Raw genomic sequence first — 22,201 nt, forward strand, 5'->3', positions numbered from 1 at the left:
AACGGGCGGGTGATCTTTCCGAGATCTGCTGTTTTTCGGGCTTTTCGCCGGTTTTCAGCCAGTACGTTGCCCGCATGTCCGACGACGAGCGCGCGCGTCCCGCCGCTGAGCTGAACCCCACCCCCGAACCCGACCCGGCGCCCGCCGCGCCGGAGGGCGACCTACCCGCCGGTGCCGAGCCTGCTACGCCTGAGTCCGCGCCTGTATCTGCTGCGGAGCCGAAGGCCGAGCCCACACCTGCCGCTGAGCCCGTGCCCGCACCTGCTGCTGCTGAGCCCGCGCCTGCACCTGCACCTGCACCTGCCGCTGAGCCCGCACCCACCTCCGAACCCGCACCGCCGAAGGCGCTCGACAAGGCCGTGGCCTTCGTCAGGGCCAACGTCGCGGTGGTCGTGCTCGTGGTGCTGCTCGTCGGCGCCATCGTGTGGGGAGCGCTCGGCACGGTCTCGGCAGGCGACTGGGAGTCGCGCGCCACGTCGCTCTCGACCGAGCTGACGAGCGCCGAGAAGAGCCTCGCCGACGCCGAGGCGACGATCGACGGCCTGGAGACCGCCAGGTCGCGTGCCGAGAGCACCGCGACGGCCTGCGTCGGCGCGATCGGCGACGCGGACGCGATGCTCGAGGTCTCCGCGAAGCTGGGCGAGAAGAACGTCACGTACCTCGAGGGGCTGAACGACTTCATGGCCGCCATCACCGCGCGCGACATCGCGGCGGTCGAGACGATCGGCGCGGAGATGGACAAGCTCACCGTCCAGATCGAGGACCTGTCCAAGGATCTCGAGGAGCACATCGACGCGTACAGCGACTCCGCCGAGGGCTGCCACGTCGACGACGCCCAGGACGTCTGACCCGAGCGCCTGAACGGTCCTCTCGGCTCCGGGCAGACGCCTGGAGCCGAGAGGGTCAACCCTGGTCGAGGCCCAGCAGGTCGTCCTCGGTCTCACGGCGGACGAGCACCCGTGAGGCGCCGTCGGACACCGCGACGACCGGCGGGCGCGGCAGCATGTTGTAGTTCGACGCCATGGACCGCCCGTAGGCGCCGGTCGCGGCGACCGCGAGCAGGTCCCCGGCCCGCACGTCCGCGGGGAGCTGGACCTCGTGCACGACGATGTCGCCCGACTCGCAGTGCTTGCCCACGACGCGCGCCAGCACCTTCTCCGCGGCGGACGAACGGCCGACGATCTCCGCGTGGTACGCCGCCCCGTACAGGGCCGGGCGGATGTTGTCGCTCATGCCGCCGTCGATGGACACGTAGGTGCGCGTGAAGTCGGCGCCGCCGTCGTCCGACACGGTGACCGGCTTGACCGTGCCTACCGTGTAGAGCGTGAGGCCCGAAGGGCCGACGATCGCCCTGCCGGGCTCGATCGAGAACCGGGGCAGGTTCGTGCCGAGCTCCTTGCACACCCCGGCCACCGACTGCGCGATGTCCTTCGCCACGCGCTCCGGGTCGAGCGCGACCTCACCGGGCAGGTAGGCGATGCCATAGCCGCCGCCCAGGTCGATCTCGTCGACGAGCAGGCCGGACCGCTCCGCCAGCTCGGCCCGCAGCCGCAGCACGACGCGTGCGGCGGCCTCGAAGCCGTCGGGGTCGAGGATCTGGGAGCCGATGTGCGAGTGGATGCCCAGCAGCTTCAGCTCGGGATGCTTCAGCACCGCGAGCAGCGCGGCCATCGCCGGGCTCGTCGCCCCCGACCCAGCGTTGACCGACAGCCCGAACTTCTGGTCCTCGTGCGCCGTCGCGATGTACTCGTGGCCACCGGCGTGCACGCCGGTGGTCACCCGGACCATCACGGGTGCCACGACCCCGCGCTCGCGAGCGAGGCCGGCGACCCGCTCGATCTCGACCAGCGAGTCCACGATGATGCGGCCCACGCCGGCGTCGAGCGCACGCAGGATCTCGGTGTCGGACTTGTTGTTGCCGTGCAGGCCGATCTCGGCGCCGGGAACCTCGGCCCGGAGCGCGATCGCCAGCTCGCCGCCCGACGCAGTGTCGACCCGCAGGCCTTCCTCGCGCGCCCAGCGTGCGACGGCCACGGTGAGCAGCGCCTTGCCCGCGTAGTACACGTCCACACCCGTGCCGACGGCGCCGAACGCCGCCTCGAACGCCGTGCGGTAGGCGCGGGCCCGCATGCGGAAGTCGGCTTCGTCCAGCACGTAGGCGGGAGTGCCGTGCTGAGCGGCGAGCTCGCGCACGTCGACTCCCCCGACGGCGACCGCGCCGTCCGGCAGACGGCTGACGCCGCTCGACCAGGGCGGGCCGCTCACGTCAGGACCCATCACGTACCCGCCCATCACATCCGCTCCGGAGCGCTCACGCCCAGCAGGTCCAGACCGTTGGCGAGGACCGTGCGGACGGCGTCGTTCAGCCACAGGCGCGCGCGGTGCGCGTCCGTGACCTCCTCGTCCGGGTACGGCGTGACGCGCAGCTTGTCGTCGTCGTTGTACCAGGCGTGGAAGTCGCCGGCGAGTGCCTCCAGGTAGCGCGCAACGCGGTGCGGCTCGCGCAGCTCGGCGGCCTGGGCCACGATCCGCGGGAACTCGGTGAGGCGGCCGATCAGCGCCGTCTCGGAGGCGTGCGAGAGCTGCGCCGGGTCGAACCCGTCGGCGCGGCGCACGCCACGCTCGACGGCCTTGATCCCGATCTGGACCGTGCGGCTGTGCGCGTACTGCACGTAGAACACGGGGTTGTCGTTGGACTGCTTGATCATGTCCTCGCCCTGCAGCTCCAGCGGGGAGTCCGCGGGGTAGCGGGCCAGGGAGTAGCGGACGGCGTCCTTGCCGATCCAGTCGACGAGGTCGCGCAGCTCGATGATGTTGCCGGCGCGCTTGGACAGCTTGGCGCCGCCGACGTTGACGAGCTGCCCGATCAGCACCTCGATGTTGGTCTCCGGGTCGTCCCCCGCGCAGGCGGCGATGGCCTTGAGGCGGTTGACGTACCCGTGGTGGTCGGCACCGAGCAGGTAGATCTTGCCCGGGAACCCCCTGTCCTTCTTCGACAGGTAATAGGCGGCGTCGGCAGCGAAGTACGTGGGCTCACCGTTCGCCCGGATCATCACGCGATCCTTGTCGTCGGTGAAGTCCGTGGTGCGCAGCCAGACGGCGCCGTCCTTGTCGTCGACGTGCCCCTGCTCGCGCAGGCGGGCCACTGCCTTCTCGACGGCGCCCGAGGCGTGCAGTTCGCGCTCCGAGAACCAGACGTCGAAGTGCACGCCGAAGCTCTCCAGCACCTCGCGGATCTCGGCGAGCTGGTGCTTGTAGCCGGCCTCGCGGGCGACGGCGATCGCCTCGTCGCGCGGCAGCTCAGGCAGCTCGGGGTGGTCCGCGAGCACCTTGGCCGCGAGCTCCTTGACGTACTCGCCGCGGTAGCCGCCCTCGGGCACCTCGGTGTCCGTCGCGCGCGCCAGGACGGACTCGCCGAAGCGGTCCATCTGCGCGCCGGCGTCGTTGATGTAGTACTCGGCGGCCACCTCGGCACCGGCGGCGCGGAGAATACGGCCCAGCGAGTCGCCGAGCGCGGCCCAGCGGGTGTGGCCGATGTGCAGCGGGCCGGTCGGGTTGGCGCTGATGAACTCCAGGTTGATCACCTGGCCGGTCAGGGCCTCGCCCCGGCCGTACGCCGCGCCTGCCTCGACGATGGTGCGCGCGAGCTCGCCCGCCGCCCCGGCGTCGAGCGTGATGTTGAGGAAGCCCGGGCCGGCGACGCCCACGGACTTGATGCCGGGCGTCGCGCCGAGGCGGGCGGCCAGGTCCTCGGCCAGCGCGCGCGGCGTCGTGCCCGCCTTCTTCGCGAGCTGCAGGGCCACGTTCGTGGCCCAGTCCCCGTGCTCTCGCTGCCTGGGTCGCTCCACGTGGACCGACGCCGGCACGGCGTCGGCGGGCAGGGCGAGTGTGCCGTCGGCGACAGCCGCGGCAAGGGCAGCACTGAGTGCTTCGGAGAGCTGGGTAGGTGTCACTCGACGATTCTACGGGCGAGCGCCCACACGAGCCCCACGCTTTCCACAGGCCGGATGCGTCGAGCGACGGACGAGTGTCACAGGTATCGATGCACGCCTCGCGTCCGTCACCTGGTAGTCTCGTTTCGGCCGATACGGTGAGCGACAGCTCATGGATTTCGGCCACGCGCCTGTAGCTCAGTGGATAGAGCGTCTGCCTCCGGAGCAGAAGGTCGGGGGTTCGAATCCCTTCAGGCGCACAGACAGAAACAGGCCGTGACCAGCGCAAACACTGGTCACGGCCTGTTGCTTTTGCCCGCTCTCGCGGCCTCCTCTCGGCTACTGCTGGCCTAACTGCTGGCCTACGGGTCGCTGAGTACGCTGTCCATCGCTCGCGCTCCGTTCTGAAGCACGGGGCGCAGCTCGTGCCGGTAGACGTTCTCCGTCGTCCCGATGTCGCTGTGCCCGACGAGCCGCGAGACCTCCTCGATCGGAACGTCTCCCTGGGAGAGCAGCGACACGAACGTGTGCCTCATGTCGCGCGGAGTCCACTCCTCCGGGTCGATACCCGGCACGTCGCGGAGCAGGATGCGGAAGTCTCGGCGGACGCTGTCGGGCCGGAGTGCGGTCCTCGATCCCGTCGTGAAGCCCAGGTCTCACATCGTGTGGAACGGGAACGCACCCCCGACCGTCCCCAGCACGCGATCCACGGCCGCGCGGCTTACCGGGTGACGCGCAGTTCTTCGACCGCCAGCGCCGTCGGGCACCTCCAGACGCCCAAAGATGCCTAGTCGACCCGTGTGACCAGGAACTTAGGGCGGACCGAGTGAAGAATCAGTGAAATCAGCGCTCAATGTTCAAAGTCGCGCTCCAGCACATTTCTGCGCTGGATTCTTTGTAGACATACCCCAAGCATCAGCATTTCCGTCGACTCTGTCCGGTTTTTGGTCCATCGGGGTTCTGGCATGTGCTCAAGAGTCGGACTAACAATGGAGTCGGGAGCCATGCTCCAGAGGGTCGATCCATTGGGAGCGATGCTTCCAAAGGGTCGGCCCCCACCTGTTCGAGCAGGTGGGGGCCGTATTGCCCTCAAGGAATCGCAAGCTGGCGAGACACGGAGAGCACCAATGAGTCTAGGACCTTTGAGGTCCGGAAGCCACGGGCGTGCGGCATATGTTGAAAATTGCCACGTTCCTGGTCGGATGATGGGTCACCGCGGTGACGCCCGACCCCTCCATGGGCCTAGCCGCCGCACTCGCGCAGATAATGCCTCACGGACCGGCTCCCCGCTCGTGGACACCGATTCTTCACCAGTTCCGCCCGAAGCCTCTAGTCACAGGAAGGTCACGGGAATTGTTATTCAAGGGGCTTCGTGGAAACTCACCCGAGCCACTATGTTCGAGAGAGTGCCACAGTCGAGACGGGCTCAGGAAAGGCCCGGACTGAGGCTCCCAGGGTCGGCTCTACGGGAGCGATGCTTCCAAAGGGCCGGCCTCCACCTGTTCGAGCAGGTGAGGGCCGTATTGCCCTCAACGAATCGCAAGCTGGCGAGACACGGAGAGCACCAATGAGTCTGGAACCTTCACGGCCCGGCAGGCACGGGCGCGCGGCATATGTTGCAGTTGCTACGTTCCTGGTCGGATGGTGGGTCGGCGCGGTGACGCACGAACCCGCCATGGGCCTCGCAGCCGCTGCACTCGCGCTTGAACTAGCGCGTGAGGTCGTCGACCTCTAGCGACGCGCGGTGTGAGCGCCGGGGACACCCGGCGCTCACACCGTCCGCCGCACCGCTCCGCGTATGCGGAGGAACGTCGACCTCGCCGTCGCGGGGTTGGAAGGGCCGGCACCTGAGGTACCGGCCCTTCCGTCGTCTCCGGCCCCGGTGTCAGCTTCGGGCCCAGTCGGCCTGGCCTACCTCGCCAACGGCCGGCATTGGCTGGGCTTCACGCGTCGAGCATATCGACTGCGCCCGTCCCTCGCGGACCCGTGTGACCAGGAGCTTCGGGCGGACCTAGTGAAGAATTAGTCACAGGAAACTCACAGGAATTGTCAATCGAAGGGCCCGTGGAAGTTCACCCAAGCCACTATGTTCGAGTGAGTGCCACAGTCGGAACGGGCTCAAGAGGCCCAGACTGAGGCCAGGAGCAGCAATGCTCCCAGGGCCGGCTCTACGGGAGCGATGCTTCCAAAGGGCCGGCCCCCACCTGTTCGAGCAGGTGAGGGCCGTATTGCCCTCAACGAATCGCAGCTGGCGAGACACGGAGAGCACCAGTAAGTCTAGAACCCTCACGGCCCGGCAGTCACTGGCACGCGGCATATATTGTTGCCACCATCCTGGTCGGATGGTGGGTCGGCACGGTGACGCACGACCCCGCCATGGCCGCCGCACTCGCGCTCGAACCAGCGCGCGGGGCGTCGAGTTATAAGGGTCGCGGCGGGCAGGTTGCCCCTGCCCGCCGCGGGCACCCGGTCACCCCGTCCAGACGCTGAGGTCGAGGGCGTATCCCGCCAGGTGGCTCGAACGCATGTCTGGAGGATGGCAGGCTCTAGCGAGCACTCTCCGCAGGGTCACGCGCCGCAGCGCGCACGTCGGGGCGTGCTCGGTGCTCGGGGTGACTACCGGCCAGGCTCGCCGACGCCGGGCGCGTTAGGACAGCTGACGGCGACCCACCGCGAGGCATGCCCTAGCTGAGCACGGCGTCCATGGCGCGCGCTCCGGTCTGCATTACTGGCCGCAGTTCGTGTCGATACACGTTCTCCGTCGTCGCGATGTCGCTGTGTCCGACGAGGCGCGAGACTTCTTCGATCGGTACGTCGCTAGCCGAGAGCAGCGACACGGGCTCGGCGTCCAACCGCAAGGCGCAAGGTCGTGGTCCGCGCCTGGGCCGAGCCGCAGGGCACGCGTCGAACCGGGCCCCGAGCTGTCCTCACCAATATCCCGCCCGACACCAGATGCCGTACGTTCGGCCGAAGGACCTACGACGCACCGGGCGTGCAGGGCGATGAGGGGAACGCAGATGGCTCTCGGGACTTACTACTACGTCGTCGAAGGCACCGGCGACAGCCAGCACCTCGCCCAGGTGAAGAACGCCGGGGCCTTCGCTGAGACCGGCACGAGAGTGCTGCGGGTCGTCTTGTCCATAGGGGGCGCCACGCACCTGATCAACTCTGGTCCGGACGGCTTCGAGGACATCCAGTACAGCGTTCTGTCGGTCCGCCCCTCGGCGGATGGGCCAGTGTTGCGTGCCTACCGCGACTGGCTCCTCTTCGAGCGGGTGCCGTTCGACGGCAAGTAACCGCAAGGGGGGGCACCGCGCTCAGAACCAGCCCCGCGAGCGGGCCGTCACCCGGAACCCGAGCGTGCGCAGCACCCGCCAGAAGTAGGCGGCGACCTCCTCGGCCGACACGTCGTCGGGATAGTTCGTCAGGTGGACCGCCACGGCGCCCGTGAGCATGGCCTGGACCATCTCGACGTCGGCGTCCGTTGCCAACTGACCGTTCTCCTGCGCGCGAACCACCAGGTCGTGAACGCCCTGGTCGCCCGAGTCGCCGCTCGCCGCGCGGAAGGCCGCCCACAGCTCAGGATGCTCGCGCGGCACCGACATCATGCGGCGCAGCAGCGTCCGCGCCCGGGGATCGCTCAGCCCGGCCGACCAGGTCGCGACCAGGTCGGCAGGGCTCGGCTGGTCGGGGACCCGGAAGGAGACGAGGACCGCTGCCTCGTTCGCCACGAGGGCGGCGACCGCGAGGTCGTCCCGCGTCGCGTACCGGCGGTAGACGGTCGTTCGGGCAACCCCCGCGCGCTTCGCCGCCTGATCGATGCTCACGCCCTCGACGCCGGCCTCGGCGATCAGGTCGAGCGCCGCGCTCAGAACCGCGCGGTCCGCCTCCGTGTTCCGTGGCCTGCCCGGCGCACGACGCTGCTGGGCCGTCACAGTTCAGTCCTCACCCAAAAACGATACGGGTCTGTAGCGTATTATTCGACCGGAGCGCATGATCGGTTCCGCCCGGCGAGCGGTCCACCGCCGTCCGAGCGCGTCGCCGTAGAGTCCACGTCGCCATGGACACCGCACTGGACCTGACGGTTCCCGTCATCATCGGCGGCACGATCGCCGCGCTCCTCATGGGCCTGTCCAAGACGGGCCTGCCTCCCCTGGGGGCGCTCGGCGCGGCAGTCATCGCAACCGTGCTCCCGCCCGTCCCTGCCGCGGGTGTCGCTCTGCCCCTGCTCATCGTCGGTGACCTCGTCGCCGTCAGCACGTACGGCCGGAACGTGCGCTGGCGCATCCTGCGAACGCTCCTGCCCAGCGTCGCCCTCGGGATACTGGTCGGCTTCGCCGCCCTGCGCTGGGCGCCACCCGACGTCAGCGCTCGGATCGTCGGAGCTCTGCTTCTCCTCGCCGGACTGGGCGACCTGGTGCGACAGCTCGCCGCGCGCCGGGCCGCCCGCCGGTCGCCGAGCGGCCCGGCATTCAACCCTGTGCCCGACGACGACGCTGCTGCCGCCCCTGAGCCGGCCGCCACCCGTCCCCGGCCGCGCGACCGCATAGCCCGCACGGCCCTGGGCGCCACAGCCGGCCTCTCGACGATGATCGCGAACGCAGGCGGCCCGCCGATGAGCCTGTACCTGCTGCGCGCCGGTGTCTCGCGGGCCGGGCTGCTCGGCACCGTCGCTCTGTTCTTCCTCACCGTGAACCTCGCGAAGCTGCCGTTCAGCGCCAGCCTGGGACTCGTCTCCCCCGACTCGCTGCGCGTCTCGCTCGTGCTGCTCCCGGGCATGGTCGCGGGCCTGCTGCTCGGCCGGCTCGTGGCGCACCGGATCTCGGGCCCGGTATTCAGCACGACCGTGCTCGTCGCGACAGCCCTGGCGGGCGCTCGGCTCCTGCTCGGGTGACATACCACTCGAGCGCCGACCGACGCACTCCCGCACCGGGCTACCGATGCGCCCTCGGTGCGGCTACTGTCCCGGTATGCCCGACGAGTCCGTGGACTTCTATCCGTCCCGTGCGCACGTTCTCACGCTCGCCCTGACCATCCTCGCGCTGGTGGTGCTGTGCGCGGTGGCCGCCCGTCTCGGCTTCGACGCCGCACAGACGAGCGCCGCGCCGGCCGCGCTCGCCGTCGTCTCGCTGAGCGCCATCGGCGTCCTGGTCTTCACCGGCCTGGGGCTCATCGTCGTGCGCCGCCTGCTGCTGCCCACCTGGCCCGTGCTCACGCTCGACGGCGAGGGGCTGACCGACTGGCTGCCCAACCTCGGCGTCGAGCAGGTGCTCTGGACCGAGGTCACGGGCGTCCGCGAGGCTCGGCTGGCCTTCCGGCGGGTGCTCGCCGTGGACGTCACCGACCCGAAGGCGGTGGTCGCGCGCCAGCGGACGTTCGTCCGGCGTATCGCCGCCTCGGCCAACATCGCCCTGGTCGGCACGCCCGTCGTGCTGAAGCCCGGGAGCATCGACAGCCGCCCCGAGGTGATCGCCGCAGCCCTGAGCACGTTCGTGGGCGGCAGAGTCGTGGACAGCAAGGCTCCTCGCACCGAGCCGGTTGCGTAGACTTCTTGAACCATCCGCAGACAACCATCTGCGGAACGGTACGTACGAAGCACCTACCGAGCATCAGCTGCCGAGCATGGCGAGGGACCTCACATGAGCGATGATCGCTTCGACGAGCCCGCCCCGGCCGACGCCGACCGCGGCTACGCCGACTTCGAGTTCGAGCGCCGGTTCTTCGTGCGCGACCTCCCGGCCGAGCTCCGGGACGCGCCGGCCCTCATCGTCCAGTCCTACTTCCTGGCCGACGACGGCTACGCCCTCCGGGTCCGCGTCCAGGCCGGTGACATCGACGCCGACCTGACCGGCGACACCGACCCGGTAGAGCTCCTGCGGGCGCACGTCGCGGACATCGACTTCGCGGCGGTCACGGTGAAGGGGCCCGCGGTGGGCGGCACCCGCTACGAGGCGGAGCGAGAGCTGGACCCCAGCATCGGTGTCGAGCTGGTCCGCCGCGGCGGGGCACCGATCGTCAAGGTCCGGTACGCCGTCTGGCTCGGGGCGGACGGCTGGTCGATCGACGTCTTCGGCGGCGCCAACCATCCTCTGGTGGTGGCCGAGTGTGAGCGCTCGGGCCCGGTCACGGGCCTGCAGATCCCGGACTTCTGCGTCACCGAGATCACCGACGACCGCCGGTTCTCCAACGAGTCGCTCGCCATGGAGCCCTACAGCGCGTGGGCACCGTCGTTCGCCGCAGAGCTCGCGAGCGACGGCCCGGTGTTCCGCCAGGACTTCGGGCCGAACACCCACCTGCGCTTCTGACGGGTCCTACCCGTCCCACTCGCCCTTCTCGGCGACGCCCGACACGAACTCCCAGTGCCACGGCTCGTACTTGCTCCCGCCGAGCTGGGCCCACGCGGGGTTCTGCCAGCCGTAGGACGGCGCGTTGGCCCAGAGCCACGAGAAGACCTCGCTGTCCCCGGTCTCCTTCGAGCAGAGGTCGATCGCGAGACCCCAGCCGTGCATGGACGTGCCCGGCGAGGCGGCGAAGTAGCCTCTGGCGGCCTTGATCTCGTACTGCGTGTTCAGGTCGCGGTAGCTGGCCACGAGGCACATCTCCCGGCCGAACGACGCGCGGAACGCCTCGTTGAGCGCGCTGAGCGACATCGCGGCGTCGGGCCGCAGGTACTCCCCCGCCTGCCACAGCTCGCACAGCGAGTGGTCCGCGAGCGCACCGTTGGTGCCCTCCACGGGTGCGCTGACGTCACAGTCCGGCAGAGGGCTGCGGTCGAGAGAACGACTGGCGGCGGCCGACTCGGGTCGGGTGATCGCCTCGGCCCGGACGACGGCCGCGGACGTCTTCGGGCGTTCGACGGGCTGCGTCACGAGGTCGAGCACGTTCGGCCCGGTGTGCGGCGCCTCGACGTCGAACGGCGACTCGCCGGACTCCGCGGTGCCCTGCACGAACGGTGCGGCGATGGTCGCCGCGGCCAGCGTGCCGATGACGGCCGCCCGGGAGACGAAGCGCTGCCCGGCAGGCACGGACGACGTCGGCCTGGTGGGCCGGGTGATGGCACCCGTGACCACCTGGTCGAACGACGTGGCGCTCCGGGTAGCCACCGGCTGGCTCGCCTGCGCCGGCTGGACCTGCGGACGTCGGACCTCCGGACGCGGGGTCCGCGCTCCCTGGGCCCGCAGCACGTGCGCGCGCAGGGCCTGGGCCTGCTGCTCCTCCGCCTCGCGCCGGGCGCGGCGCGTCATCGGCGCAGGCTGCAGGCTCGTCACAACCGTGGACTCCACTGATCCCCCGTCGTCGAGTATCCGCGGCCCCTCGCGGTGTCTATGTCGCACGAGACACTAACCGGGGCCGGCCCGCCTGCCAAGCCCCGCCGGCACATCGCCCGACCCGCACATGACGTGATCACTACCTGTCCATGCCTTCCGGACGCTCTCGTCTCAACGGCGCCGGATCTCAACGACGCCGGATCTCGACGGCGCTCGACCTCAGCGGCGCTGCATCGCATCGCGCACCTCGCCCACGAGCTCCTCCAGGATGTCCTCGAGGAAGACGACGCCGAGGACCTGGCCTTCGCTGCCCTCGACCCGAGCGAGGTGCGACCCGGAGCGCTGCATGACCCGCAGCGCGTCCTCGACCTCGTCGTCGGGCCCGACGGCGGCCAGCGCGCGGACGCGCCACACGGCCACCGGCTCGAACCGGGCGGGCCCGGTCGCGTACAGGACGTCCTTGAGGTGCAGGTAGCCGACCAGCTCGTCGCCGTCCTCGCCGTGCGTCACGACGGGGAACCTGCTGAAGCCGTGCTTCGACACCAGCCGTTCGACGTCGTCGGGCGTGCTGTTCTCGTCGACGGCCACCAGGCCGCTGACGGGGACCATGACGTCGCTCGCGGTGCGGTTGGAGAACTCGATGGCGCCGGTCAGGAGGCCCTGCTCGTCGCGCAGGACACCCTCCGCCTGCGAGTGCTCCACGATGGACTGCACCTCCTCCGCGGTGAACGCGGAGGCGACCTCGTCCTTGGGCTCGACGCCCGCCAGCCGCACGGCGTGGTTGGCGATCCAGTTCAGCCCGCCGATGACGGGACGCAGCACGCGCGCGAGGAGCACCAGCGGCGGCCCGAACCACATGACCGCCCGGTCCGGGCCGGACACCGCGAGGTTCTTCGGCACCATCTCACCGAGCACCACGTGCAGGTACACGACCAGGGACAGCGCGATGACGAGGGCTATCGGGTGGGTGAGGTCGTCGCTCACCCCGATGCTGTGCAGCGGCCCCTCGAGGAGGTGCGCCAGCGCGGGTTCCGCCACGATGCCGAGGCCGGTGGAGCAGACGGTCACGCCCAGCTGAGCGCAGGCCAGCATGAGGGATACGTGCTCCATCGCCCACAGGACGGTGACGGCCCGCCGGTCCCCCGCCGCGGCGAGCGGCTCGATGGCGCTGCGGCGCGCGGAGATGACGGCGAACTCCGCGCCCACGAAGAAGGCGTTGCCCGCGAGCAGCACGAGGCCGATGATCAGTGCCGTGGTCGTGCTCATCGGCTCGTCCCCTTCTCGCTGCGTGTCCGGTCGGCCCTGCCCCGGTCCGGCCGGGACCGGTCGTTCCGGGACCGGTCGTCATCTGCCCGTTCGTCGGGCAGCGAGCGGACCCGCACCCGCTCGACGCGGCGCCCGTCCATGGCCTCGACGCGCAGGGTCACGCGGGCGGCAGCTGTCCCCACCGTGACCTCGTCGCCGACGGTGGGCATGCGGCCGAGCTCGGCCATGACGAGGCCGCCGAGCGTCTCGTACGCGGCCCCCTCCGGGACCTCGATAGTGGTGTACTCGACGAGCTCGTCCGGCCGCAGCACGCCCGGCACGATCCACGACCCGTCGGCGGCCCGGGCCGCGCCGGCCCGCCGGGGGTCGTGCTCGTCCGCGACGTCGCCCACCAGCTCCTCGACGACGTCCTCCAGCGTGACGACGCCGGAGGTACCGCCGTACTCGTCGACGACCACCGCCATCTGCATACCGAACCCGCGCAGCTCCACGAGCAACGGGCCGAGGCGCACGGTCTCCGGGACGCGGGGCGCGTCGACCATGAGAGCGGCCGCAGGCACCTCGCTCCGGCGGTCGTGCGGAACGCCGACCGCACGCCGCAGGTGCACCAGGCCGACGACGTCGTCCCGGTCCTCCCCGATCACCGGGAACCGCGAGTGTCCGGTGCGGCGGGCGAGCGCGACGACGTCGTCCGCCGTCGCCGTCCGGTCCAGCACCGACATGCGCAGGCGGTCGGTCATGACGTCGCGCGCGCTCAGCGTGTCCAGCTCGATCGAGTTGGTGAGCAGGGTCGCGACGGACTCCTCGAGCGTGCCCTCCTCTGCCGAGCGCCGCACGAGCGAGGCCAGCTCGGACGCGGACCGGGCCCCGGAGAGCTCCTCACGCGGCTCGACGCCCAGGCGCCGCAGCAGGGCGTTGGCGGAGCCGTTGAGCACCGCGATCAGCGGCTTGAAGGTGATGGTGAACACCCGCTGCACGGGCACGACTATGCGCGCGGTCGCCAGGGGCGCCGAGAGCGCGAAGTTCTTGGGGATCAGCTCGCCGCACACCATGGAGAAGACGTTGACCAGCACGACGGCCAGGACTCCGGCGAGGCCGGCGGAGACGGCGGTCGGCACGGACGTCGCGCCGAATGCCGCCGAGAGCAGGGAGTTCAGCGCCGGCTGGGCGGTGTAGCCGAGCAGGATGGTGGTCAGCGTGATGCCGACCTGGGCCGAGCTCAGCTCCGTCGAGAGGTGACGGAGCGCGGTGCGTACGCTGCGGTCCCGCATGCTCTGGCCGAGTGCGGGCCGGGCAGCGTGGGTGGACCGAGGGTTGGACGCGGAGGACTGGGGATCGGACCGGGTCCGGCCGGGTCTGTCCCCCTCCGAGTCGTCGGTGTCACCGATCACCGCGGGGTCGATGGTGACGAGGGAGAACTCCCCGGCCACGAAGACAGCAGTACCTGCTGTGAGAAGGACGCCGACGGCGACCAGGATCCAGTCGCCGGTCATCTCGTGCTCCGGAGGGCGTTCGGGGGGTCTGGATTCTTCCAGGATCTTCGGTCGGGATATCGCTCGATCATCGTGCGATAGATCGTAGCGGGAACGCCCCGGAAGGGCCGCGCGCACGAGCAGGCGTGCGCGCGGACACGCAGTCCAGGCCGTTATCAGGGTCTTATCAGGTAGGTACGGGCATGATTGACCTATGTCATCTGGTAACCCCCAGCCGTCTGGGGCCTCGCAGCAGCCCGGTCCGGCGTCGGCCGCAGCCACTACCGGTCAGCAGAGCGCGACCGTGCTCGTGGTGGAGGACGAGCCGACGATCGCGACGGCCATCGCTCAGCGGCTGTCCGCCGAGGGCTGGCGGGTCGAGGTCGCACGCGACGGCTTGTCAGGCGTCGACGCCGCCTCACGGCTGCGCCCCGACCTCGTGGTGCTCGACGTGATGCTGCCCGGCATCGACGGGCTCGAGGTCACGCGGCGCATCCAGGCCGAGCACCCCACGCCGATCCTCATGCTCACCGCGCGGGACGACGAGACCGACATGCTGGTCGGCCTCGGCGTCGGCGCGGACGACTACATGACCAAGCCGTTCTCGATGCGCGAGCTCGTGGCCCGGATCAAGGCGCTCCTGCGCCGCGTGGACAGGGCGGCCCAGGCCGCCGCCACGACGCCGGCCGACCCGCCCATGATGATGGGCGACGTCACGGTGGACCGCGCCCAGCGCCGCGTCTACCGCGGCGGCGAGGAGGTCCACCTGACCCCGACCGAGTTCGAGCTGCTCGTCATGCTCGCCGGGTCGCCCAAGACCGTGCTCACGCGCGAGCGCCTGCTCGCCGAGGTCTGGGACTGGGCCGACGCCAGCGGCACGCGCACCGTGGACTCCCACATCAAGGCCCTGCGCCGCAAGCTCGGGCCGGACCTGATCCGCACCGTGCACGGCGTCGGGTACGCGTTCGAGCCGCCCGCCAACCAGGCCAACCAGTAATCTCAGAAAAGGTTCCGATGAGACCGCACGTACCCCGCGTCCCCGACGTGCGGCCGCTGGACCCGCTGCGCTCGCTCAAGATCAAGCTGGGCGTGCTGGTGGCGGTGACGGTCTCGGCTGCGGTGCTGATCACGTGGCTCGGTCTGCAGGCGTCCCTGGGGCCGAGCCGCACCTTCCCCCTGGCCATCATCCTGTCGCTGCTGCTCACGCAGGTCCTGGCCCGCGGTATGACGTCGCCGCTGCGCGAGATCACCGAGGCCGTCGAGGCCATGGCGGACGGCGACTACACCCGCCGGGTGCGCGCGACGAGCAGCGACGAGGTCGGGCAGCTCGCCCACGCCTTCAACCGTATGGCCGAGGACCTGGCCTCGGTCGAGCAGACCCGCCGCGACCTGATCGCCAACGTGTCGCACGAGCTGCGCACCCCGGTCGCCGCGCTCAAGGCACAGCTGGAGAACATGGTGGACGGCGTCGTCGAGCCGACCCCCGCCGCGCTGGAGCAGGCGCACGCCCAGACGGACCGGCTCACCCGGCTCGTCACGTACCTGCTGGACCTGTCGCGCATCGAGGCGGGCGCCTCGGCGCTCAACGTGGGCAAGATCGCCGTCGGCGACTTCCTCGAGGACTGCGCCGAGGACCTCTCGATGGTCGACGCCGCCAAGGACCTCCACTACGTCGTCGACGTCACGCCGGAGGACCTCTCCATAGAGGGCGACGCCGAACGCCTCCACCAGGTGGTCATGAACCTGCTGCAGAACGCGATCCGGCACTCGCCGCCGGGCGGCGTCGTCCGCCTGGACGCCTACCCCGTGGACAGCACCGAGGGTGCCGACGTCGTGCTGGAGGTCAGCGACGAGGGTCCCGGTATCGCCGCGGCGGACCGCGAGCGGATCTTCCAGCGGTTCGTGCGCGGCACCGGGTCGACGGCGGACCGGACCGACGGCCGGGGCCGGAACGGGTCCTCGGCCGACACGTTCGGCGGCAGCACGGTCGGGAGCACCGTCGGGTCGAGCGGCGGCACCGGGATCGGCCTGGCCATCGTCCGCTGGGCGGTCGAGCTGCACGGCGGGCACGTCCAGGTCGTCGACTCCGACCGGGGCGCGACGATGCGGGTCACGCTCCCGGCGCGGGCGCACCCGGCACCGGGTGTCTCGACCACGCACACGGACTGATCGCATACGGACTGATCGGGTAGTTTCCGGTGAGAAACCGAGAAGCCTAGGGGCGCGAGCGGTCAGAGCGTGAGACGGAGTCCCGTGATTTCTGTCACACGCGCCAAAGATTGGCTGCCCCATACGGAGCGCCGTAACGCCGCGTTGGGGACTTCCAGGCCGAATGTTGCCCGGGTTTTGCTCAGCGTGCGATAAACATGACGAACCAACTTCTTTGGCGTCGTCGTGCCCCTCGGGGCCCGCACGGTCAAACCCACCGGAGAGCCAGAAGGGCCTACCCTTGGAGGGTCCGAAAACATTCGGGCTTCGCGTGCTGCGACAAGGCTGGCGCGCGACGAACGCAACTGTGGTGAAGGTGGGCGATCCGCGCGTGTCCCCTAAGGCTGGTTCAGAGTCGATCAGCGTGGCGAGCTCGTCATTCGGAGCCAACGAATGGCTTGTCGACGAGCTCTACCAGCAGTACCTCAAGGACAAGAACGCGGTAGACCCCGCGTGGTGGGACTTCTTCGCCGACTACACCCCCGGTGAGAACGGCTCCACCAAGGACGGCGCACCGGCGGCGGCTCCGAAGGCTCCGGCCGACGCAGCGCCGGCCGACGGGGCTCCAGCCGGCGCAGGTGCGACCCAGGCAAGCCCGGCGGCCCTCGCCCCGGCTCCCGCCCGGCAGTCGGCCACCCCGGTGACCGGCGGCACTGCCGCCTCGGAGGCGGCGCAGAAGGTGCGCAAGAAGCGCCTGCCCGCCGACCCCAAGGTCAACCCGGCGAACCCGATCGCCACCCCACCCACCACGCACTACGCGGACACGTTCGAGCGCCCCGTGGCGCACCCGGACGCCGTCGACGACGTCCAGAAGCTGCGCGGCCCCGCCGCGCGCGTGGTCACGAACATGGAGGCCTCCCTCGAGGTCCCCACCGCCACCTCGGTGCGCGCCGTGCCCGCCAAGCTGATGGTCGACAACCGCATCGTCATCAACAACCACCTCAAGCGTGGTCGCGGCGGCAAGATCTCGTTCACGCACCTCATCGGCTTCGCGCTGGTCGAGGCGCTGGCCGACATGCCGGTCATGAACGCGCACTACGAGCCGGTGGACGGCAAGCCGGGCGTGAACCAGCCCGCGCACGTGGGCTTCGGTCTCGCGATCGACCTCGCCAAGCCGGACGGCTCGCGCCAGCTGCTGGTGCCGAGCATCAAGAAGGCCGAGGAGCTCGACTTCGCCGAGTTCTGGGCGGCCTACGAGGAGCTGGTCCGCAAGGCCCGCGGCGGCAAGCTCGCCGTGCCGGACTTCCAGGGCACGACGATCTCGCTGACCAACCCGGGTGGCATCGGCACCGTGCACTCCGTGCCGCGCCTCATGCAGGGTCAGGGCACCATCGTCGGCGTCGGCGCCATGGACTACCCGGCGGAGTTCGCCGGCGCGTCCGAGGAGCAGCTCGCCCGCATGGGCATCTCGAAGGTCATGACGATCACGTCGACCTACGACCACCGCATCATCCAGGGCGCCCAGTCCGGCGAGTTCCTCAAGATCATCTCGGAGAAGCTGCTCGGCCTGGACGGCTTCTACGACCGCGTCTTCGCGGCGCTGCGCGTCCCGTACGAGCCCGTCCGCTGGGTCCGTGACAACACGGTCGACGCCGACGTCGAGGCCGCCAAGCCGGCCAAGATCGCCGAGGTCATCCAGTCGTACCGCTCGCGCGGCCACCTCATGGCCGACACGGACCCGCTGGCCTACCGCCAGCGCAAGCACCCCGACCTGGACATCCAGAACCACGGCCTCACGCTCTGGGACCTGGACCGCACCTTCCCGACGGCGGGCTTCGGCACCAAGCCCAAGGCGACGCTGCGCGAGATCCTCGGCCTGCTGCGTGACTCGTACTGCCGCACCATCGGCATCGAGTACATGCACATCGCCGACCCGGGTCAGCGCAAGTGGCTCCAGGAGCGCCTGGAGGCGGGCTACGCCAAGACGCCGCGCGAGGACCAGCTGCGCATCCTGCGCCGCCTGAACTCCGCCGAGGCGTTCGAGACGTTCCTGCAGACCAAGTTCGTCGGGCAGAAGCGCTTCTCGCTCGAGGGCGGCGAGTCCCTGATCCCGCTGCTCGACGCGATCCTGTCGCGGGCAGCCGAGGGCGGCCTCGACGAGGTCGGCATCGGCATGGCCCACCGCGGCCGCCTCAACGTGCTGGCGAACATCGCGGGCAAGAGCTACGGCCAGATCTTCAAGGAGTTCGAGGGCCAGCTCGACCCCAAGAGCGTCCAAGGCTCGGGTGACGTGAAGTACCACCTCGGCACCGAGGGCACCTTCACGTCGGAGTCCGGCGCCACCACGCGCGTCTACCTCGCGGCCAACCCGTCGCACCTCGAGGCCGTCGACCCGGTGCTCGAGGGCATCGTGCGCGCCAAGCAGGACCGCATCGACCTCGGCGGCGACGGCTTCTCCGTGCTGCCGATCCTGGTGCACGGCGACGCGGCCTTCGCGGGTCAGGGCGTCGTGCCCGAGGTGCTGAACCTGTCGCAGCTGCGCGGGTACCGCACCGGCGGCACGATCCACGTCGTCGTCAACAACCAGGTCGGCTTCACCACCGGCCCGACGGCGTCCCGCTCGACCACGTACGCGACCGACGTCGCCAAGGGCTACCAGGTCCCGGTCATGCACGTGAACGGCGACGACCCCGAGGCCGTCGTGCGGACCGCCGAGCTCGCCTTCGCGTTCCGCGAGCAGTTCGGCCAGGACGTCATCATCGACCTCATCTGCTACCGCCGCCGCGGGCACAACGAGGGCGACGACCCGTCGATGACGCAGCCGCTCATGTACAACCTCATCGAGACCAAGCGCTCGGTGCGCAAGCTGTACACCGAGAACCTGGTCGCCCGCGGTGACATCACCGTCGAGGAGGCCGAGGGCGCGCTGCAGGACTACCAGTCGCAGCTCGAGCGGGTCTTCACCGAGACCAAGTCGGGCTTCACGCCCGCACCGCAGACGGAGCACCTCGCCGGTCTGGAGCGCCCCGAGTCCCAGCGTGAGGACGCCGGGACGATGGTGGGCTGGCAGACGGCGATCTCGCCGGAGATGCTGCAGCGGGTCGGCGACGTGCACACCACGCCCCCCGAGGGCTTCACGATCCACCCGAAGCTCGCGCAGATGCTCGAGAAGCGCCAGCTCATGGCGAAGGAAGGCGGCATCGACTGGGGCTTCGGCGAGCTCGTCGCCTTCGGCTCGCTGCTCGTCGAGGGCACCCCGGTGCGCCTCGCCGGGCAGGACTCCCGCCGCGGCACGTTCGTGCAGCGGCACGCCGTGCTGCACGACCGGGAGACCGGCGCCGAGTGGACGCCGCTGCTGTACATGTCGGGCGACCAGGCCAAGTTCTGGGTCTACGACTCCTCGCTGTCGGAGTACGCCGCACTCGGCTTCGAGTACGGCTACTCGGTGGAGCGGCCGGACGCCCTGGTGCTCTGGGAGGCTCAGTTCGGCGACTTCGTCAACGGCGCCCAGACGGTGATCGACGAGTTCATCTCGTCCGCCGAGCAGAAGTGGGGCCAGTCGTCGTCGGTCGTCATGCTGCTGCCGCACGGCTACGAGGGCCAGGGGCCGGACCACTCGTCCGCCCGCATCGAGCGGTTCCTGCAGCTCGGCGCGGAGAACAACCTGACGATCGCGCAGCCGTCCACCCCGGCGTCGTACTTCCACCTGCTGCGCCGCCAGGCGTACGCCCGCCCGCGCCGTCCGCTCGTGGTGTTCACGCCGAAGCAACTGCTGCGCCTCAAGGCGGCGGCGTCCGCGGTGGAGGACTTCACCGAGGGCACCTTCCAGGAGGTCATCGCGGACTCTGTGGCCGACCCGGCCAAGGTGAACCGCGTGCTCTTCTGCACGGGCCGCGTGTACTACGACCTGCTCGCCGAGCGCACCAAGCGCGGCGACGAGGGCGTGGCGATCGTCCGCCTCGAGCAGCTGTACCCGTTCCCCGAGGCGCAGATCCGCGCGGAGCTCGCCAAGTACGACGGCGCCGAGCTGGTCTGGGTGCAGGACGAGCCGCAGAACCAGGGTGCGTGGGGCTTCATCCACCTGGCCCTGCCGCTGGACATGCCGTACGTCAAGGTGGTCTCCCGCCCGGCGTCGGCATCGACGGCCGCCGGTACCGCCAAGCTGCACCAGGCGCAGCAGAAGACGCTCCTCGAGCAGGCCTTCTCGCGCGGCTGACAGTTCTACGAGAGGCGGGCATCCCTTCGGGGGATGCCCGCCTCTCGTGCTCTCCCTGGCCGACGTCGGTCGCCGTACGCTGGCGTCATGGCAGACGCAGCCCTCAAGGACCTGGTCATCGACGCCACCGACGGGCCGAGGCTCGCCGCCTTCTGGTCAGCGGCCCTGGGGCTCCGGTCGCGGCCGGCCGGCGACTCCGCGGCGGAGTTCGTGCTCGAGGACGACGTCCCGGAGCACACGGTCTGGATCAACCAGGTCCCCGAGCCGCGCACCGTGAAGCAGCGGGTGCACCTGGACCTGCACGCCACCGTCGACGAGCTCCGGGCGCTCGGCGCCACGCCCGAGGTCGCACGCGAGGACTGGACGGTCATGCGCGACCCGGAGGGCGGCGAGCTCTGCGCTTTCCCGCGCCAGGTGGCTACGGCGGGCGACTACCGCCTCTACGCGCTGGTCGTGGACTCCGCGGACCCGGCGGCGGCGAGCGGCTGGTGGGGAGAGCGGTTGGGCATCGAGCCCCAGCGGTACTCCGACCGGCCGTGGTACCGGCTGGAGCCCGGCGACGGGCTGCCCTGGCTCATGCTCTTCATCCCGGTACCCGAACCGAAGACCGTGAAGAACCGCATCCACTGGGACGTGTGGGGCGAGACCGAGAGCTTTCTCGACGCCGGCGCCACGCTGCTCAAGGCGCGGGCGGACTCCCCGGACCCGCACGTGTTCTGGGACGTGCTCGCCGACCCGGAGGGCAACGAGTTCTGCGTCTTCCGCCCGGAGAACCCCCTGCCGAGATAGAACCCTGGCGAGATAGAACTGGGGCGGTAGCGCTGATCAGCGCTACCGCCCCAGTTCCACTTCGCCAGGGTTCTACTTCGGCGGGGTGAGCTCACCACTTGTCGTGGACGTGCTCCTTGATCATCTCGTCGTAGATCTCCCGCACGCCGGACATGAAGAGCGGGCCTAGCGTCTCCGCGTGGCCGGCCGCGGCGTTGGCACGGGCCTGCTCGACGTTGCGCGCCCCGGGGATCACGGAGGAGACGCCGGGCCGCTGCCAGGCCCAGGCGATCGCCGCCTGCGCGGGGGTCAGGCTCTCGCCGACCAGCTCCTTCGCCAGCTCCGTGAAGCGGGCGGCGGCCTCGAGCCCCACCTCGTAGGGCACACCGGAGAACGTCTCGCCGACGTCGAACGCGGCACCCTCGCGGTTGTAGTTGCGGTGGTCGTTCTCGGCGAACACCGTGTCCTTGGTGTACTTGCCGGAGAGCAGGCCGGACGCGAGCGGCACGCGCGCGATGATGCCGACGCCCGCGGCGGAGGCCGCCGGCAGCACCTCGTCGAGCGGCTTGAGCCGGAACGCGTTGAGGATGATCTGCACGCTGGCGACGTTCGGCCGTGCGATGGCCTCGAGCGCCTCCGTGGTCTTCTCGACGCTCACGCCATAGGCGGCGATCGCGCCGTCGGACACGAGCTGGTCGAGCGCGTCGTAGACGGCGTCCGAGGAGTAGACGGGCGTGGGCGGGCAGTGGAGCTGCACCAGGTCCAGCCGGTCGACGCCGAGGTTGCGCCGGGACCGGTCGGTCCACTCCCGGAAGTTCTGGAGCACGTAGTTCTCCGGAACCTGGTCCATGCGCCGCCCCATCTTCGTGGCGACGGTGATGCCGGCGTCGGGGTGGTCCTTCAGGAAGGAGCCGATCGCCTGCTCGCTGCGGCCGTCGCCGTAGACGTCCGCGGTGTCGAAGAAGGTCACCCCGGCCTCGAGCGAGGCCTCGAGGACGGCGCGGGCGTCGCCCTCGCTGACCTCTCCCCAGTCAGCGCCGAGCTGCCAGGTGCCCAGGCCCACAGCCGACACGAGCCGACCGGTCCGTCCGAGTACCTGCTGTTCCATCGTTCCTCCTGCTGCTGGGCGGG

17 protein-coding genes and 1 tRNA gene are annotated in these 22,201 nt (G+C 70.3%); 10 read left to right on the top strand and 8 right to left on the bottom strand.

All coding sequences use genetic code 11. The annotated features are described in order from the left end of the window. Window positions 1-74: 74 nt before the first annotated feature. Window positions 75-848: a hypothetical protein gene (locus ACNYC2_RS22565; RefSeq protein ID WP_419703930.1), complete on the top strand. Its 774-nt coding sequence runs from the start codon at window positions 75-77 to the stop codon at window positions 846-848. A gap of 55 nt (window positions 849-903) precedes the next feature. Here the strand turns inward: ACNYC2_RS22565 and lysA are convergent, their stop codons facing one another. Both lysA and argS read right to left on the bottom strand, forming a co-directional pair. After that, window positions 904-2,292, bottom strand: coding sequence for a diaminopimelate decarboxylase (gene lysA / locus ACNYC2_RS22570; protein ID WP_419703931.1), 1,389 nt, complete (start codon window positions 2,290-2,292; stop codon window positions 904-906). Next, complete coding sequence (gene argS, locus ACNYC2_RS22575; RefSeq protein ID WP_419703932.1) at window positions 2,292-3,953, bottom strand: arginine--tRNA ligase; 1,662 nt, start codon at window positions 3,951-3,953, stop codon at window positions 2,292-2,294. The genes lysA and argS overlap by 1 nt, the downstream gene beginning before the upstream one ends. Window positions 3,954-4,119: 166 nt before the next feature. On the opposite strand from argS, the gene ACNYC2_RS22580 reads away from it, so the two are divergent. Continuing rightward, window positions 4,120-4,192: transfer RNA gene (locus ACNYC2_RS22580), tRNA-Arg, on the top strand. Window positions 4,193-4,294: 102 nt separating this feature from the next. Here ACNYC2_RS22580 and ACNYC2_RS22585 read toward each other — a convergent pair. Beyond that, window positions 4,295-4,585 (bottom strand): tyrosine-type recombinase/integrase, encoded by a 291-nt coding sequence (locus ACNYC2_RS22585; RefSeq protein WP_419707889.1) that lies wholly within the window; start codon window positions 4,583-4,585, stop codon window positions 4,295-4,297. Window positions 4,586-6,949: 2,364 nt separating this feature from the next. On the opposite strand from ACNYC2_RS22585, the gene ACNYC2_RS22590 reads away from it, so the two are divergent. Next, a complete protein-coding gene (locus ACNYC2_RS22590) occupies window positions 6,950-7,228 on the top strand; it encodes a hypothetical protein (protein WP_419703933.1) in 279 nt (92 codons plus the stop codon). A 21-nt stretch (window positions 7,229-7,249) separates the two neighbouring features. On the opposite strand, the gene ACNYC2_RS22595 is transcribed toward ACNYC2_RS22590, so the two are convergent. After that, window positions 7,250-7,867 (bottom strand): TetR/AcrR family transcriptional regulator, encoded by a 618-nt coding sequence (locus ACNYC2_RS22595; protein ID WP_419703934.1) that lies wholly within the window; start codon window positions 7,865-7,867, stop codon window positions 7,250-7,252. A gap of 125 nt (window positions 7,868-7,992) precedes the next feature. On the opposite strand from ACNYC2_RS22595, the gene ACNYC2_RS22600 reads away from it, so the two are divergent. The 3 genes from ACNYC2_RS22600 (at window position 7,993) to ACNYC2_RS22610 (ending at window position 10,237) form a co-directional block, all read left to right on the top strand. Next, a complete protein-coding gene (locus ACNYC2_RS22600) occupies window positions 7,993-8,826 on the top strand; it encodes a TSUP family transporter (protein ID WP_419703935.1) in 834 nt (277 codons plus the stop codon). Between the two features lie 76 nt (window positions 8,827-8,902). Further along, window positions 8,903-9,478 carry an STM3941 family protein gene (locus ACNYC2_RS22605; RefSeq protein WP_419703936.1) on the top strand — a complete coding sequence of 192 codons (576 nt, stop codon included), beginning with the start codon at window positions 8,903-8,905 and terminating at the stop codon, window positions 9,476-9,478. A gap of 93 nt (window positions 9,479-9,571) precedes the next feature. Further along, entirely contained in the window at window positions 9,572-10,237 is a 666-nt protein-coding gene (locus ACNYC2_RS22610; protein ID WP_419703937.1) for a CYTH domain-containing protein, read from the top strand. Window positions 10,238-10,243: 6 nt separating this feature from the next. Here ACNYC2_RS22610 and ACNYC2_RS22615 read toward each other — a convergent pair whose 3' ends face one another. From ACNYC2_RS22615 to ACNYC2_RS22625, 3 genes are all read right to left on the bottom strand, one after another. Then, on the bottom strand, window positions 10,244-11,176 hold the full coding sequence (locus tag ACNYC2_RS22615) for a M15 family metallopeptidase (protein ID WP_419703938.1): 933 nt from the start codon (window positions 11,174-11,176) through the stop codon (window positions 10,244-10,246). Between the two features lie 243 nt (window positions 11,177-11,419). Beyond that, a complete protein-coding gene (locus ACNYC2_RS22620; protein ID WP_419703939.1) occupies window positions 11,420-12,466 on the bottom strand; it encodes a hemolysin family protein in 1,047 nt (348 codons plus the stop codon). Then, window positions 12,463-13,959: a hemolysin family protein gene (locus tag ACNYC2_RS22625; RefSeq protein ID WP_419703940.1), complete on the bottom strand. Its 1,497-nt coding sequence runs from the start codon at window positions 13,957-13,959 to the stop codon at window positions 12,463-12,465. Before ACNYC2_RS22625 ends, ACNYC2_RS22620 begins: the two co-directional genes overlap by 4 nt. 193 nt (window positions 13,960-14,152) lie before the next feature. Between ACNYC2_RS22625 and ACNYC2_RS22630 the strand changes: the two genes are divergently transcribed. The 4 genes from ACNYC2_RS22630 to ACNYC2_RS22645 all read left to right on the top strand — a co-directional run bounded on the left by ACNYC2_RS22630 (window position 14,153) and on the right by ACNYC2_RS22645 (window position 21,091). Then, window positions 14,153-14,935 carry a response regulator transcription factor gene (locus ACNYC2_RS22630; protein ID WP_357454299.1) on the top strand — a complete coding sequence of 261 codons (783 nt, stop codon included), beginning with the start codon at window positions 14,153-14,155 and terminating at the stop codon, window positions 14,933-14,935. Window positions 14,936-14,952: 17 nt separating this feature from the next. After that, window positions 14,953-16,107, top strand: a complete 1,155-nt coding sequence (locus tag ACNYC2_RS22635) for a sensor histidine kinase (RefSeq protein ID WP_419703941.1) — start codon at window positions 14,953-14,955, stop codon at window positions 16,105-16,107. A 403-nt stretch (window positions 16,108-16,510) separates the two neighbouring features. Then, entirely contained in the window at window positions 16,511-20,302 is a 3,792-nt protein-coding gene (locus ACNYC2_RS22640; protein ID WP_419703942.1) for a multifunctional oxoglutarate decarboxylase/oxoglutarate dehydrogenase thiamine pyrophosphate-binding subunit/dihydrolipoyllysine-residue succinyltransferase subunit, read from the top strand. 87 nt (window positions 20,303-20,389) lie between these two features. Continuing rightward, window positions 20,390-21,091 carry a VOC family protein gene (locus ACNYC2_RS22645; RefSeq protein WP_419703943.1) on the top strand — a complete coding sequence of 234 codons (702 nt, stop codon included), beginning with the start codon at window positions 20,390-20,392 and terminating at the stop codon, window positions 21,089-21,091. 91 nt (window positions 21,092-21,182) lie between these two features. Here ACNYC2_RS22645 and ACNYC2_RS22650 read toward each other — a convergent pair whose 3' ends face one another. Beyond that, complete coding sequence (locus ACNYC2_RS22650) at window positions 21,183-22,178, bottom strand: aldo/keto reductase (RefSeq protein ID WP_419703944.1); 996 nt, start codon at window positions 22,176-22,178, stop codon at window positions 21,183-21,185. Window positions 22,179-22,201 lie beyond the last annotated feature (23 nt).

The sequence above is a fragment of the Promicromonospora sp. NFX87 genome, assembly GCF_048564965.1.
Taxonomy (GTDB): domain Bacteria; phylum Actinomycetota; class Actinomycetes; order Actinomycetales; family Cellulomonadaceae; genus Promicromonospora.

Excerpts from the sequence above, each read along its gene's own strand:
- lysA (WP_419703931.1), bottom strand. The coding sequence starts at position 2,292 with ATGGGCGGGTACGTGATGGGTCCTGACGTGAGCGGCCCGCCCTGGTCG.
- ACNYC2_RS22590 (WP_419703933.1), top strand. The coding sequence starts at position 6,950 with ATGGCTCTCGGGACTTACTACTACGTCGTCGAAGGCACCGGCGACAGC.
- ACNYC2_RS22635 (WP_419703941.1), top strand. The coding sequence starts at position 14,953 with ATGAGACCGCACGTACCCCGCGTCCCCGACGTGCGGCCGCTGGACCCG.
- ACNYC2_RS22625 (WP_419703940.1), bottom strand. The coding sequence starts at position 13,959 with ATGACCGGCGACTGGATCCTGGTCGCCGTCGGCGTCCTTCTCACAGCA.
- ACNYC2_RS22565 (WP_419703930.1), top strand. The coding sequence starts at position 75 with ATGTCCGACGACGAGCGCGCGCGTCCCGCCGCTGAGCTGAACCCCACC.
- ACNYC2_RS22605 (WP_419703936.1), top strand. The coding sequence starts at position 8,903 with ATGCCCGACGAGTCCGTGGACTTCTATCCGTCCCGTGCGCACGTTCTC.
- ACNYC2_RS22610 (WP_419703937.1), top strand. The coding sequence starts at position 9,572 with ATGAGCGATGATCGCTTCGACGAGCCCGCCCCGGCCGACGCCGACCGC.
- ACNYC2_RS22620 (WP_419703939.1), bottom strand. The coding sequence starts at position 12,466 with ATGAGCACGACCACGGCACTGATCATCGGCCTCGTGCTGCTCGCGGGC.
- ACNYC2_RS22650 (WP_419703944.1), bottom strand. The coding sequence starts at position 22,178 with ATGGAACAGCAGGTACTCGGACGGACCGGTCGGCTCGTGTCGGCTGTG.
- ACNYC2_RS22600 (WP_419703935.1), top strand. The coding sequence starts at position 7,993 with ATGGACACCGCACTGGACCTGACGGTTCCCGTCATCATCGGCGGCACG.
- ACNYC2_RS22630 (WP_357454299.1), top strand. The coding sequence starts at position 14,153 with ATGTCATCTGGTAACCCCCAGCCGTCTGGGGCCTCGCAGCAGCCCGGT.
- ACNYC2_RS22645 (WP_419703943.1), top strand. The coding sequence starts at position 20,390 with ATGGCAGACGCAGCCCTCAAGGACCTGGTCATCGACGCCACCGACGGG.
- ACNYC2_RS22615 (WP_419703938.1), bottom strand. The coding sequence starts at position 11,176 with ATGACGCGCCGCGCCCGGCGCGAGGCGGAGGAGCAGCAGGCCCAGGCC.